Source organism: Thiorhodovibrio litoralis (assembly GCF_033954455.1).
GTDB lineage: Bacteria > Pseudomonadota > Gammaproteobacteria > Chromatiales > Chromatiaceae > Thiorhodovibrio > Thiorhodovibrio litoralis.
On the sequence record NZ_CP121473.1, the window covers coordinates 956,611 to 970,988 of the forward strand.

11 protein-coding genes are annotated in these 14,378 nt (G+C 63.7%); 9 read left to right on the top strand and 2 right to left on the bottom strand.

Translation table 11 applies throughout. From position 1 onward, the window contains the following. Positions 1-125 precede the first annotated feature (125 nt). Positions 126-4,958: a hybrid sensor histidine kinase/response regulator gene (locus tag Thiosp_RS04290; protein ID WP_323696831.1), complete on the bottom strand. Its 4,833-nt coding sequence runs from the start codon at positions 4,956-4,958 to the stop codon at positions 126-128. A gap of 308 nt (positions 4,959-5,266) precedes the next feature. On the opposite strand from Thiosp_RS04290, the gene Thiosp_RS04295 reads away from it, so the two are divergent. The 7 genes from Thiosp_RS04295 to Thiosp_RS04325 all read left to right on the top strand — a co-directional run bounded on the left by Thiosp_RS04295 (position 5,267) and on the right by Thiosp_RS04325 (position 10,944). Then, complete coding sequence (locus Thiosp_RS04295; RefSeq protein ID WP_201063860.1) at positions 5,267-5,488, top strand: hypothetical protein; 222 nt, start codon at positions 5,267-5,269, stop codon at positions 5,486-5,488. A 30-nt stretch (positions 5,489-5,518) separates the two neighbouring features. Beyond that, positions 5,519-6,346: an ABC transporter permease gene (locus Thiosp_RS04300; protein ID WP_201063858.1), complete on the top strand. Its 828-nt coding sequence runs from the start codon at positions 5,519-5,521 to the stop codon at positions 6,344-6,346. Between the two features lie 88 nt (positions 6,347-6,434). Beyond that, positions 6,435-7,706: a beta-N-acetylhexosaminidase gene (gene nagZ, locus Thiosp_RS04305; RefSeq protein WP_201063856.1), complete on the top strand. Its 1,272-nt coding sequence runs from the start codon at positions 6,435-6,437 to the stop codon at positions 7,704-7,706. Positions 7,707-7,743: 37 nt separating this feature from the next. Next, a complete protein-coding gene (locus tag Thiosp_RS04310) occupies positions 7,744-8,304 on the top strand; it encodes a hypoxanthine-guanine phosphoribosyltransferase (RefSeq protein WP_201063854.1) in 561 nt (186 codons plus the stop codon). Positions 8,305-8,539: 235 nt separating this feature from the next. After that, positions 8,540-8,998: a hemerythrin domain-containing protein gene (locus Thiosp_RS04315; protein WP_201063852.1), complete on the top strand. Its 459-nt coding sequence runs from the start codon at positions 8,540-8,542 to the stop codon at positions 8,996-8,998. Between the two features lie 167 nt (positions 8,999-9,165). Then, the gene (locus tag Thiosp_RS04320) at positions 9,166-9,939 is read left to right on the top strand and encodes an S-methyl-5'-thioinosine phosphorylase (protein WP_201063843.1); all 774 of its coding nucleotides are present in this window, start codon (positions 9,166-9,168) and stop codon (positions 9,937-9,939) included. A gap of 639 nt (positions 9,940-10,578) precedes the next feature. Beyond that, positions 10,579-10,944, top strand: coding sequence for a hypothetical protein (locus Thiosp_RS04325; RefSeq protein ID WP_323696832.1), 366 nt, complete (start codon positions 10,579-10,581; stop codon positions 10,942-10,944). 165 nt (positions 10,945-11,109) lie between these two features. Here Thiosp_RS04325 and Thiosp_RS04330 read toward each other — a convergent pair whose 3' ends face one another. Then, a complete protein-coding gene (locus Thiosp_RS04330; protein WP_201063838.1) occupies positions 11,110-11,661 on the bottom strand; it encodes a SprT family zinc-dependent metalloprotease in 552 nt (183 codons plus the stop codon). A gap of 420 nt (positions 11,662-12,081) precedes the next feature. Between Thiosp_RS04330 and Thiosp_RS04335 the strand changes: the two genes are divergently transcribed. Both Thiosp_RS04335 and nusA read left to right on the top strand, forming a co-directional pair. Continuing rightward, positions 12,082-12,636 carry a ribosome maturation factor RimP gene (locus Thiosp_RS04335; RefSeq protein WP_201063836.1) on the top strand — a complete coding sequence of 185 codons (555 nt, stop codon included), beginning with the start codon at positions 12,082-12,084 and terminating at the stop codon, positions 12,634-12,636. Positions 12,637-12,747: 111 nt separating this feature from the next. Beyond that, positions 12,748-14,364 (top strand): transcription termination factor NusA, encoded by a 1,617-nt coding sequence (nusA, locus tag Thiosp_RS04340; protein WP_242518283.1) that lies wholly within the window; start codon positions 12,748-12,750, stop codon positions 14,362-14,364. Positions 14,365-14,378: the final 14 nt, after the last annotated feature.

Consider the following 14,378-nt stretch of genomic DNA (forward strand, 5'->3'; position numbering starts at 1 on the left):
CAACCCACAGGCCACGGGAGCGTCAGCGCCCGATAGTGGCGGGGCAATTGAGTGTCTTGGCGGGGAGGGCGCTCTAGCATCACGAAACCGGCTTCTCGGCGATTCTTTGTGAGGGACGGTCGCGCTCAGTGACGGGCGCAGACACGGTGGACGGTCTTGAGCAACTGGGCGCGATCGACGGGCTTTGAAGTATAGGCATTCATGCCGTGAGCCAGGAAGCGTTCTTCGTCGCCGCTCATGGCGTGGGCGGTCATGGCAATGATGGGGACTCCTGCGCGCTCAGCCCCGGCTGCGCCGTCGCGAATGGCGCGGGTGGTCTCGAGTCCGTCCATGCCAGGCATCTGTACGTCCATCAGCACAGCATCGAAGGGCTCGGCGCGCAGGGCGTCGAGTGCTTCTTGGCCATTAGCGGCACAGCGCACCTGGTGGCCGGATTTCTCAAGCAGCCGTCGAGCGACCAGCAGGTTGGTCGGTTCGTCATCCACCAAGAGCAAGGACCAGCTTGCGCTGGCTGATGCTGTGGCCACGGCGGCCTCGTCGGTTGTCGTAAATAGCGGCGATGGTTGCGTTCCAGCCACTTGCAGTGGAACCGCAAAGCGCACGCGCGTGCCTACCCCTGGCGTGCTTTCGACCTCGATCTGGCCATGCATCAGGTTAAGCAGCCGGCTGACGATGGCAAGACCGAGTCCGGCGCCTTGAGAGACCGAGCCGGCATGGGGTAATGACTGAAAAAAAGGCTGGAAGACCTGCTCGATGTCTTCGGCGGGAATGCCACGGCCGGTATCACTGACCTCGAAACCAATGCGCGCCGGTGCGCAGTCGCTGGCGGCGATTGGGCTCAGCGTGACGCATACTTTGCCTTTGTCGCTGTATTTAATCGCGTTGCCGACCAGGTTAAGCAGTACCTGACGCAGGCGCAGTTCATCACCAATGACCCATTCCGGCGTGCCCGGCTGAATGTGACAGGCCAGCGCGAGCCCTTTCTCTTGCGCGGCGAGGCCAAAAATCTCCAGCACAGCTGTGCGCAGTTCGGCGATTTGGAAGGCGGCCGGAGAGAGCCTCAGCTTGCCGGCTTCGATGCGCGAGAGATCGAGAATGTCCGAGAGCAGCCCTTCAAGCCGCCTGGATGAGCGCAATGCTGTGCTGGTGCATTCGAGTTGCTCTTCAGTCAGCCTGGTGTCCCCGAGTAGCTGCAGCATGCCGATCACGCCATTGAGCGGCGTGCGGATCTCGTGGCTCATGTTGGCGAGGAACTCGCTCTTGGCCCGGCTCGCGGCCAGGGCTTCCTCGCTGGCAAGGCGCAGCGCTTGCTCGGTCTCCTTCGCCTTGGTGATGTCCTCGATCAGGGCGATGAAATAGGCCGGCTCGCCCTGGCCAGTGCGGATCAGGCTGGTCGATAACCGGCCCCAGACGATGCTGCCCTCGGCGCGCACATAGCGCTTGTCGAGGTGCACCTCGGTGAGCTCGCCTGTGAGTAGCTTGCCAACCTGCGTGCGGGTCTCTGGGAGGTCATCCGGGTGGGTGATATCGACGACGCTGAGATTGCGCATCTGCTCTTCGCTGTAACCCAGAAAGCGCCCGAGCGCCGCATTACCGCGTTGATAGTGGAGGTCCAGCGATACGATCCCGGCGCCGACCGGCGATTCATTAAAGGTGAGACGAAAACGGGCCTCGCTTTCGCGCAGATCGGCCTCGATCGCCTTGCGCTGCGCGACCTCCTCGCGCAGTCGGGCGGTCGCGGCGGAGAGTTCCGCGGCCTGGCGCTCGGCATCCTGGCGGCGATCGCTCTCGCGGGTCTGGGCCGATTGCAGGCGCAGCAGCTTAATCTGGCGCTCCACCACGGCGGCGCGCATCTGCTCGGCCTCGAGGTCAGCAAAGGTCGGCGGCAGTCGCGCTGAGATCCATTCGCGGTAGTGGATCTCCATGGCGCGCAGTTTGGCATCGGCGCCCCAGCGGGCGAAGGCATCATAGGCTTGCTGCAAGCTGCCCTGGGCAACGCGATCGTCACCCTGGGACTCCCAAAACCAGGCGGCGCGCTCGGCGATCAGCCCTTCCCAATGCGGCAAGTGCCCGTCCTGCGCCAGACCAACGGCCTTCACATAGTTGCGCATGGCTTGCGTGGCCTCGCCGCGCAGGCGCGCGCGCTCGGCCTCGGCCAGCGTGGCCATGGGCGCAAAATTCGCAGGGTTTTGCTCGCTCCAGCGACGCAGGCGCGCAAGCAGCGCGTCGAGCTCGAGATTCCAATGATGCTGACGGTCGGCATCGACCCAGGGGTGGAGCGCGCTCAGAATCAGAAACCGCGTGCATTGATGTTCGGGCCAGGGCAGCAAGCCCTGAGTGCCGACCATGTAGAGCGTTGGGGCAACCTCCTCGGAGCAGGCCAGGGCGTCCTCGTGGCGACCGAGCAGCAGCAGGCTGAAGGTCTTGAGAATGCGGAAGATGCAGAGCACCTGGGGGTTATTGTGCGCGCTCACTTGCTGCAACCAGTTGTGCTCCGCGCTTGCCTGGTGGTCGGGATCGCTCGCCTCGCCGTGCAGGGTGTCGATCAGCAGCAGCCCGCCCGCGAGCAGGTCGATGGCCCACTGATTGCCGCGCGAGCGACTGAAATCCAGTGACTGTTCGGTCTCCTCGCGCAGGGCGGCGAGTTCCATGCCCTGATAGAAGCGGCTGTACATGTTGTGCCCGAAAGCATAGGCCGCATACTGCAGATTGCCCGCGTGCAGCCCGATGGCATAGGCCTCGGCATAATCGGCGCAGCTGTGCTCGAGCGGCGCGAACCAGAACCGTGCCGAACTGCCAATCATCAGCCGGAAGACGCTCTGGTCGGACGGGTTCTCGAAGGTCTCTGTCATTAACCGCTCGGCCAGATCGGTGAAGGCGCGCGCGGTGTCGAAATCATCAGCGACCCAGATCATCAGTCCAGCAAAGGCCGTGTGGCTGTAGCCGACTTGCGGCAGATTGCCGTGGGTTAACGTCAGGTTCACCGCCATCGGCACGATGACGGACCACAGCCGCTGATGGGCGCGGTAACAGGATGGGCCGATGGCGATCAGCAGGAAGCCGACCATGCGCTGCACCGGGTCGGTCATTTTCGGGCGCTCGGCCAGGGCGGCAATGGATGTTTCGGCCAGCGCGGCGCGCACCCGGGCGATCTCGGCGTCTCGCGCGGCTTCGTGGTCGTGCTCGGGGAGGCTGACGCCAAGTCCGGCAAGGGCTTCGCGACCGGCGGCGATGGCATCCGCATAGCGGGCTTGCAGGGTGTATTGCACAATAAGCGTGTTCAGCACCTCGGCTCGCTCCAACGCGCTGTCGGCGCGCTCCGCCGCCTGGCGCAGCAGCTGCTCCGCCAGCGCATGCTCGCCCTCGAGGAATTCGCTCTCGGCCCAGCCCTGTAGCAGTTCCATGCCGGTTTCATGGTGATGGCGCCAGATCCATTCGGCGAAGTCCGGCTCGCCCAGCAGGGTGCCGGCGGCGCGATGGTAGCCGAGTGCACTGCGGTGGGCCGTGGCTGCGCGCGCCTTGCCCGCAACGGAAAGATTCAGTGCCAGTATGCGCAGCTTCTCGTCGCGGTCGGTAATCAGCGCGAGACCGGCGTTGAGCAGTTCGACTAGCTCGAACAGTCGCTCGCTCATCTCATTGGGCGGTAACTCTTGCAACAGGGTGCGGCCGATGTCGAGTTTGATCGCGGGCTGTGCGGCGGGATCGAGCAACCCATGCGCCGCTTGCTGCACCCGGTCGTGCGCAAAGGACAGATACTGGCCTCTCTGGCCGCCTTGGTTGGCCGGAAATGCTGGGCTGCCATCGCTGTCTGGGGCCTTGGTCGCCACCAGCAGGGCGGTATCGAGCGGCTCGCGCAGGAGCGCTCGGCACTCGCTCGCCGAGCGGCCGGTGAGCAGGCCGAGATCAGCCAGGTCGAAGCGATTGCCGAGGCAAGCGGCCCGCATCAGCAGCGCCTGTTGGTCCGGGCTGAGCTGGCGGAAGCGGTGGGCGAGGAACTCGACCACGTCGTTCTTGACCTCAATGGCGTTGAAGTCCTCCAGCGACCAGGTCCAACGTTGTTGCTCGGCTGAAAAGGTCAGTAGTTTCGTGTCATGAACGAAGCCGACAAAGGCACGCATGAAAAACGGATTGCCCTGGGTATGGCGGTGCATGATGCGCGCCAGTTCGCCAGGGTTGGTCAATGCGGGCCGAAAGGTATCGCTCAGAAATGCCTGCTCGACGGTCAACCCGAGCGGCCGCAGCGCCAGAGTCGTGACCGGGACATGGTGCTGTTTGAGATGACGCAGCTTTTCCTGAAAGGGATGGGCATCATCGAGCTCGTCATCGCGGTAGGCGGCGATCAACAACATGTACCGCAGAGAAAGGCCGATCTCGAGCGGCTCGAGCACTGCAAGCGAAGCCGCGTCTGCCCATTGCCAGTCGTCGATAAACAGCACCAGCGGATGCTCCGGCTGGCACAGGGTCGCGAGAAAACGGCGCAGCATGGTGCCGAAGCGATGGCGTGCTTCCTGCGGGCTGATATTCGGTGGGGGTGGGAAGGTGCCGAGCAGCGGCTCGAACTCAGGCGCCAGATCAGTCAATAGCTGCCCGCAATCGCCGACGGCCTCGCACAGCCGGGCTGTCCAATACTGACGGGCATCGGGTTCCGCAGTCAGCGCGCGCGCAATGCCTGCTAGCGCCTGGCGCAGTGCTGAATAAGGCGTCCCTTGCTGGTATTGGCCGAACTTGCCAACGCCGAAGAATCCGTTGCTCGCCAGCACGCTGGTGCGAAGTTCCTCGACCAGTGCGGTTTTGCCGACGCCAGGCAGACCTGGCACCAGCAAGACTTCGCCCGCACCCCGCGCCACCCGCCCGAAGGCCTCGAGCAAGATGGTGCGCTCGGCGTCGCGGCCATAGAGCCGTTCGGGAATTGTGAGCGATTGGGCAGGGGGGGCGGGGGCAGAAGATTGATGAGTCATGGCGTTCGCAGCTAAAACGGCCAGTGGCCAGGGTGGGGGTCGGTGTCAGGCGTGCCTGGAAAAATCAGGCTCGACTCCAACGCCGACGCGAACCATGTTCCTCGTGATATTAGAATAGCATCCGCATCTGAGGATGCCGGAAAATACTGGCCCAAGTTGTCAAGCTGCCGACGTGGGCTGCTGGCTTGAGGTTGCCAGCTTGGGGTTGCATTGGCGTATGCTTGATCGCTGAAGCATGACACGGTCTTTACTGCGAAAATACAACGATATCTATGCCAGGATTCAGCGAAACTTTCAGTTGGGCACAGATGCCGACCGCGCTCAGCCCGATTGCGCGCTTGATGCCAGTCTGTTTGGTCTTGTGTCTGGCTTGCAGCGGGGCGCGGTCCGCCGACTCAGGCTATGCCACGTTCGATGATCCGCTGCCAGTGCAGCCATGGCAGCCGGCGCAGTTGGTGGAGGTGACGGAGGATTTGCTGCGCGCCGCCATCGCCCGGCAACAGACCGATGCCAACCGTCGCCGCCGCTGAGCTGCTCTGCGCTGCTTGAAGGACGCCGGCATGCGTGCTGCGCTCTGGCACACCAAAGATCCGCTGCTGCTCTTGGCCGTCACCGTGCTGCTGCTGTGGCTACTCGCCGCGCTGGTGCTGCCCTGGCTCGCGCTCGCGCCCAACCAGGTGGATTTGCCGCGCATTCTGGCACCGCCGGGTGGTGAACTGTGGCTGGGGGCCGACGACCTTGGTCGGCCGGTGCTGGACCGGGTGCTGATGGGCGCGCGCACGGCGCTTGCGGTCGGACTGGGCGTGGTGCTGGTCTCGGCCGCTGTGGGTGCGCTGATCGGGGGCGCGGCGGCGCTGGCCGGCGGCGTCTGGGATCTGCTGACAGTGCGAGTCATCGATGTCTTTCTGGCGTTTCCGGGTATCCTGCTCGCCATTGCGCTGGCGGGTATTCTCGGGCCAGGGCTTGGCAATCTGGTCATCGCCCTTGCCGCTGTCGGGTGGGTCGGCTACGCGCGCCTGGCGCGGGCACAGGTGCTGTCGTTGCGTTCGCGCGAGCATGTGCTCGCCGCGCGTGCGTTGGGGGTTGGCAGCGGCCGCATTCTGCTGCGCCATCTGCTGCCGCTGGCGGCGGCACCCTTGATGGTGGAGGCCACCTTTGGTATCGCCGCGGCGGTAATCAGCGAGGCAGGCCTGTCGTTTCTGGGGCTGGGCGTGCAGCCGCCACATGCCTCCTGGGGCACCATGATTCGCGACGGGGTGGGTGTGCTGCTGGTGGCGCCCCATCTGGTGCTGGCGCCGGGCATTGCTTTGCTGTTGGTGGTGCTCGCTGTCAATCGGGTTGGCGATGCCTGGCGAGACCACCTAGACGTGCGCGGCCGCGTGGTCTGAAATCCGCCCAGGAGGCGCCGCAATCTGATCTTGATGTGGCAAATTCTTGCCTGAATATCTTCGTTTTTGTCGATAAGGGAGACCCCTGATGTCTGCGCGTATCGGACCTGTGATGCTGGATTTGGAAGGCGAGACGCTCAGCGGCGAGGAGCACGAGTTGCTCGACCACCCCGCCGTTGGTGGCGTGATTCTGTTTTCGCGCAATTACCACCACCCCGAACAGCTGAAGGCACTGATCGGCGAGATTCGCGCGGCCTCCGCGCGGCCTCTGCTGATCGCTGTCGATCAGGAAGGCGGGCGCGTGCAGCGCTTACGCGACGGATTCACGCGTTTTCCGCCACTGCGCCTGCTCGGCCAGCTCTACGACAGCGACCCGGTCGCCGCCTGTCAGGCCTCCGCCGATCTGGGCTGGTTGCTTGCCAGTGAGCTTCTTGAGGTCGGGCTCGATTTCAGCTTCGCTCCGGTGCTGGATCTGGATTATGGGTTGAGCGCGGTGATCGGGGACCGCGCCTTCGCTGCCGACCCGGCCGCGGTCATCGCGCTTGCGCGCGCCTGGGTGGCTGGTGCGCGCTCCGCCGGCATGGCGTCCTGCGGTAAGCATTTTCCAGGACATGGCGGGGTGGTGGAGGATTCGCACGCAGAGTTCCCGGTCGACCGGCGCCCGGAAGCGACCCTGCGCGAGGCCGACCTGCAACCCTTCAAGGCCCTAATCAGCGCCGGGACCAGCCCCGGGACCAGCCCCGGGACCAGCCCCGGGGCCGACACCTGGACCGGCACTGGAACCAGCGCCGGGGCCGGCACTGGAACCAGCGCCGTTCTCGACGCGGTCATGCCCGCGCATGTGATCTACCCGGCGGTTGATGACCAGCCGGCCGGGTTCTCGTCGGTGTGGCTAAAGCAGATTTTGCGCACGGAACTGGGATTTCAGGGCGTCATCTTCAGCGATGATCTCAGTATGACCGCCGCCGAGGTGGCCGGCAGCTACCCGCAGCGCGCGCGTGCCGCGCTGGACGCTGGCTGCGACATGGTTATCCTGTGCAATAACCGGCTGGCCGCCTTGGCGGTGGTGGACTCTCTGGTCGACTTTGATGATCCGGTTGGTGCCCAGCGCCTGGCGCGGCTGCGCGCGGGCGATCCAACTGCCTCATCGAGTGTCGACCCCGAAAGCCAGCCCGGAAGCCAGTCCGGAAGCCAGTCCGGAAGCCAGTCCGCGAGTCGGCCCGGCAATAAGTCCGGAAGTGAACCCAGCAGCGCGGCGGTTTCGGCAGCGCAGGCCGACGCGCAGCGCAGGCAGGCGGCACAGGCGGCGCTCAAGCGGCTGCTGCCTCGCGATGAGGACGATGTCTCTGTCCCCGTCTGAAACCAACCGCTGTTATGCCTTGATGGAGCTACCTTAGATGAACAAAATGACTGCCGAGACTTACCAGGGTGTCGCGGAGCGCGCCGAGTGCCTGTTTGATCGCGCGGCGGTGGAGTCTGCCTTCGACCGCATGGCCGATGCGTTGGAACAGCGCCTGGCCGCGAGCGATCCTATCGTGCTCAGCGTGATGACCGGTGGCGTGGTGACGGCTGGCATTTTGCTGCCGCGGCTGCAGTTCCCGTTACGGCTGAGCTATGTGCATGCGACCCGCTATCGTGAGGGCACGCGTGGCGGCACCCTGGAGTGGAAATATCGCCCGTCAGAGATCATCCGCGGCGAGCATGTGCTGGTTGTCGATGACATTTTCGACGAAGGGGTCACCATGCAGGAGATTGTCGACGCCTGCCGCGAAGACGGCGCCGCGTCCGTCACCAGTGCCGTGCTGGTGGAGAAACTGCGCGCGCGTGACTGCGTTTATCGTCCCGACGTGGTTGGATTGACCACTCCCGACCGTTATCTTATGGGTTACGGGCTGGATTACAAAAGTTATTTCCGCAACGCCGACGGCATCTATGCAGCCGCCGATCAGGATGTCTGAGCGGGCTTTAACGGGGTATCTGGCCGATAAAGAAAAGTCTAATATAATGAACCGCTTGTTGACATTGTTCGGGGTTTGTATTAAATCCTTGCAGCAAGGGGATGAGGATGACGACCGTCCAGGGTCCCGCGCTGTCTGACTGGTGCGCGACTTCTTGGCGGCGCGTCGCCCGCCCGGATCGATCTTTCAGGATCGATAGAAAATCCAACGACGATAAAGAATGCTGGAGGAGCACATGGAAACACTGACCGGATACCGCGACAGTCACAATGATCTCAGGCAAATGATTGATGACCTGCGCCAGCTGCTGCAGCCAGAGCTGCTCAAGATCCGCCCGAACGCCAAGACGGCCTATCAGCTGCTGTGTGATCTGGCCACCAAAGTCAAAGCGCATCTGGCCTCGGAAGACCAGCGCCTTTACCCGAATCTCCTCACCCATGAGGACCCGCGGGTGAAGTCCATTGCCTGGGGATTCATCAGCGGTGAGAAACCGCTGCGGCGCTCGTTCGACGAGTATCATCGCAAGTGGCTGAAGAACTGTGATTTCAACTTTACCCCGGAATTTCTCGAGGAAACACACGAGATTTTCGACATGGTCGCCTGCCGTATCGATCGCGAGGAGCAAGTTCTGCTGCCAAAGCTGGTTGAAATCGGTCTTCTTGCAGAGGCGTCTGCCGAGCGCGCCCGCCTTTAACGCCTCGCGACCCTTCCGGACCCGCGGTTGTCCCCTGTTTTGCCCCTTGCCGTTGCTAAGGTCGATGCGCTTTGGTGGGTGCTGATTGCGTGAGTTGGGCGCGATTGACCAATCTTCAGTAAAATCCCCTCTTACCCATCGTATTCAACGAGAGTGGAGGGGCTTGCATGACGCGCCTGGCGGTGATTGGCGGCTCGGGATTTTCCGCGTTGCCCGGTCTGGAGGTGGAGCGGCGCGAGCCGGTCCCGACGCCCTATGGTGAGACCTCCGCGCCTCTGACCTGGGGGCGTCTCGGCGATTGCCCGCTGTTGTTCCTGCCCCGCCATGGCGATGCGCATGGCATTCCCCCACATCAAATCAACTACCGCGCTAATATCCGCGCGCTGGCCGATGCTGGTGCCTCGCACATCGTCGGGCTCGGTGCCGTGGGCGGGATTGCCGCGGATTGCGCGCCCGGTGTGCTCTGTGTGCCGGATCAAATCATCGACTACACCTGGGCGCGGCTGGGGAGCTTCTACCAGGGCGAGCCCGGCGATCCGCCGCTGGATCATATCGACTTCACCGAGCCCTATTGCACCGAGCTGCGTGCTGCATTACTGGCAAGCGCGGAAGCCGTCGGGCAGTCTGTGCGGGCTCAGGGCTGCTATGGTGCCACCCAAGGCCCCCGGCTGGAGACTGCGGCGGAGATTCGGCGCATGGCTCGCGACGGCTGCGATCTGGTCGGGATGACCGGCATGCCGGAAGCCGCGCTGGCGCGTGAGCTTGGTCTGTGTTATGCCGCGCTTTGCTTCGTGGTGAATCCCGCCCCCGGTTGTTCCGACGGACCCGTCACCATGGACGAAATCAACGCCAACCTTGGCCTGTGCGCGGCGGCGGTCGAGGGTCTGCTGCAAACCCTGGCGCAACGTTGGGTCTTGCACCGAGAGCGCGGCAATGCTTAAGTCTGCAATGATATAAGGCTTCGCTGATGCTTAAGTCTGCGATGATCAAGGCTCCACTAGTTGAAAAACATCTCCGAATTTTCCATGCCCCTGCAAACAGGAGTAGCACCTATGTCCAAAAAAGCCCCTGACGACGCGCCTGCAAAGACCGCTAAATCGCCCAGAGTCTGGCCCAAGCTCCTGCTGTGGAGCTTGGTGCTGGCCTTTGGTTTTCTTTATCTCCGCTCTCTCGATTATTCAGAGAAAGACTATCCTCAGGCTCAGGCACCCAAGCCGGCAGCGCCTCCGCAACAGGCGGCGCCTCCGCCGGTCGCTGCTCAGGCACAGCCCGCGGCTCGGCCGGCCCCAGCCATGCCCCCCCAGGTTGGGTCCCCTCAAGTCGGGCCTCAGGCTAGCCCCCAAAGTCAAACTGCCGCAGCGCCGCACGCGCCGATGCAGCAGCCAGCCGCCCCCCAACCGATGCCGCAATATTCCGCGCAGTCGCGGCCGGCGCCCGCCCAGCCACAGCCGGCCCAATCGCAGCCAACACGGCCACAGCCAGCACAGCCACAGCCGACTGGCGCTGCTCCGGGTCAGAAGGCTGATGCCGGTCAGGGTGCCATCAAGGCAGCCGAATCGGAGGCTTTTGCGCAACGTGTCATGCGTGATCAGGCCCAGGGTCAGGCCCAGCAGCCGTCCGCGGCCGGGTCCGGGGCGTCCGCCCCATCGCCATCCGCTGGTGGAGCGACCGCGGCAATGCCGCAGCCGCGCTATCCGCAGCCGCCCGCTTATGGCTACGGACAGCCGCCAGCGCAGGCCGCCCAACCGGGCGCGGGTTACCAGAACCAGTATGCCGACTATATGCGTCAGCAGCGCGAAGCCTATGATGCCGCGCGCAAACGCTGGGAAGAGGCCTATGGTCAGTCCCGGCAGGGCCAGTATCCTCAAGGCCAGGTTCCGCAAGCGCCTGGTTACGGCGGCTATCCTGGCTACTACCCGCCGGGTTACTACCAGGGCGTTCGCTGAGAGGCGCTGTGATTTAGCCTCTTTGTCGCCTCGCCTGCAATAAGTCGCTTTGTTGCAAGGCGGCGGCACGCAACCGGCCGGTCGGAGTCAGCTCTGCCCGGCCGGTTTGCGTTGGCGGCCATTAACTTTGGCAACAACAGAGGATTTCGACCCAACAGGGAACACTCAGGTCGGTGCGCGAAACAACGGCGCCGGCCCCTGCTTCAGGGGCTGACCGCAACGTCGGCACAGATAGGTCTGGCCCTTGCGCGCACGGTTATGCCGCACCGCGCTCAGGCGATGTTCCTGACAAGAACAGTGGTAGCTGTGACTGCTCACTCGGCGGTGTGGGATTTCTTTGAGATCGTAATCATGGCAGCGCCGGGGCTCGGCGCCGAACAGCACCATCAGTTCGCGCCATTGCGGTCCATGAGGGCGGGCCCTGCGGCCGAACCGCTTGAATGTCAGCCAGTGCGCGATTTCGTGGGGCACTGTCTGGTCGATGAACTCTTCGCCGTGGCGCAGCAGCAGCCAGGGATTGAAACGCACGACACATCGGGCGCGCGCATCGCAGCGCGCCTGCCCGGCGCTCTGGCCGCGTAAGTCGAAGCGAATTTCCGGAGGCGGTGGCGCGATTCCAAGTTCGCCTTGAGCGGTCGCGAGCAGTTCTCGCACCCGCTGTTCGACCGCCGAGCGCAGATGTGCGAGGCGGGCTTGTTCATCTGAGGTGAAAGGCATGGATGACTCTCTGTCCGGGGCTCCGCGCGCGCTTGCTGCCTGCTGCGATCTGCCCGGAACCCTCCCGGCGCGGGCGCGAAATAACCCGACTATCTTGCGCCACGAAGCCATAGTCTGTATATTCAGACGGCTTAAGTGAAGGTGATTGCTCGTTGCGGGTGCGATCTAGCGCGCGCGATCGCCAGCGCAGGGAGCCAGCGCAGGGCAATCATCAAACCCCGTGATCGGGGTTTTTTTGTGGTTTTGTGGCTGTTGTCCAGGCACCTAAGGCGACAGCTTAAGCGTTGGGCCTTGCGCCCATTTTTTGTTTGGGGCCCAGGTTTGTTTGGGGCCCAGGTTTGTTTGGGGCCCAGGTTTGTTTGGGGCCCAGGTTTGTTTGGGGCTCAAGTTTTTTTTGGGGAAGTTGGCCGGGGACGGAGCATGCGTCAGGCGAATCCGAAGCTGACCGCACTGGCAAGGGCGGTGATCGAGCCGCTTGGCTATGAGTTGGTCGGCGTCGAGCACGTCGCCGGCGGGCGTCATGCGGTCGTGCGGGTCTTTATTGATCGGGAAGAAGGAATCACCGTCGATGACTGCGCGCTGGTCAGCCACCAGCTCAGCGGTCAGTTTGATCTTGATGACCCGATTCCTGGTCAATATGAGCTTGAAGTGTCCTCGCCCGGGCTGGATCGGCCCTTGTTCACGGCGGAGCAGATGCGCCGATTCGAGGGGCAGCGAGCGCGCGTGCGCCTGGCCGAGAAGCAAAACGGACGGCGCAACTTCGAGGGCATGCTGGCCGGTGTGGTCGCCGGCGTGGGCACCAGTGGAGGCGCCAATGGCAGCGAGCCACCGCCGGTTGATCTGGTCGGGGAATCGCAGGCCGGTATGGCCGGGCACATGACAGGGCAACAGCTGTGTCTGAGGCTTGATGATGGCGAAATCGCTTCCCTGCCGCTGGCATTGATCGAGAGCGCCCGCTTGGTGCCGCTGCTGTGATGGGCCAGAACAATGAGCAATAGGTTTTTAGCGGGATTGGCAACCTAAAGCCAATGAGCTGCAGCGGATGCGCTCACCCGCAAAGGTATTTGTCGAGCGCGGATAGCACGCATGAGCAAAGAGATTCTACTGGTTGTCGAGGCCGTCTCGAACGAGAAAGACGTCGCCAAGGAGATTATCTTCGAGGCGATGGAAGCGGCGCTCGCCTCGGCGACACGCAAAAAGCACGGCGGCGATATCGAGGCGCGCGTCAGCATCGACCGCCAGAGCGGCGATTACCTCACCTTCCGGCGTTGGGAGGTGGTGCCCGATCCTGACGGTGAGCCGCTCGAAGCGCCCGAACGCCAGATCACGCAGTCTGCGGCGGTGGAGCTAGAACCCGGCATTGAGCTCGGCGGCTTCATCGAAGAGGAGATCGAATCCGTCCTGTTCGGGCGCATCGCCGCGCAGACCGCCAAGCAGGTCATTGTGCAGAAGGTGCGCGAGGCCGAGCGGGCGAAGATCGTCGAGGCGTTCAAGGATCGCGAGGGTGAGCTGGTCACGGGCATCGTCAAGAAGGCCGAGCGCAATACCATTGCGCTCGATCTCGGCAGCAACGCCGAGGCGCTGGTGCCGCGCGATCAGATGATCGCGCGCGAGTCAGTGCGCCCGGGGGATCGCCTGCGCGGCTTGCTCTATGAGGTGCGCGCGGAGCTCAAGGGGCCGCAGCTGTTCGTGAGCCGCACCGCGCCTGAGTTGCTGATCGAGCTGTTTCGGCTCGAGGTGCCGGAGGTAGGCGAGGGCACCATCGAGATTCTCGGCGCCGCGCGCGACCCCGGCCTGCGTGCCAAGATTGCCGTGCGCACTTCGGACCCGCGTATCGATCCGGTCGGAGCCTGTGTCGGTATGCGCGGCTCGCGCGTGCAGGCGGTCTCCAACGAGCTAAATGGCGAGCGGGTCGACATCATCCTGTGGGATGAGAACTCGGCGCAGTTTGTCATCAACGCCATGTCCCCGGCTGACGTCGTCTCCATCGTGATCGACGAGGAAGCGCACAGCATGGATGTGGCGGTTAAGGAAGAAAACCTGTCCCAGGCCATCGGGCGCGGCGGGCAGAATGTGCGGCTCGCCAGCCAGTTGACGGGCTGGGAGCTCAACGTGATGAGCGAGGAGGATGCCGCGGCCAAGAGCGAGGAAGAAGGCCAACGGCTGGTCGAGCATTTCATGGTGCAACTCGATATTGACGAGAGCGTCGCGGCGGTGCTGGTCGAGGAAGGTTTTACCACGGTGGACGAAGTGGCCTATGTGCCCGTGGCTGAACTGGAGGCAATTGCCGAGTTTACCGACGAGATTGTGGAACTGCTGCGCCAGCGCGCCAAAGATCTGGTGCTGACCCGCGCCATCGCCAGCGAGGAGGAAATCGACGCCGAGCCGAGCGCCGAGCTACTGACGATGCCTGGCATGGACGAGACGCTCGCCTATGAGCTGGCGCGGCGGAAGGTGACGACCATGGACGATCTTGCCGAGCAGTCGGTGGATGAGCTCATGGAGGTCGATGGCATGGACGAAGAACGCGCAGCAGCGCTGATTATGAAAGCGCGCGAGCCCTGGTTCGCTGACTCGAGCCCCAACCCGGATGCCTCCGAGCCGCAAGCCCCCGAACCGGAAAATTCCGGGCAGGCGGTTTCCGGTCAAGAAGGCGCCGGGGTGGAGAATTCCGTTCAGGAAACTCGGTCGGATCAAGGCTAGCCCGCGGAGGTGCG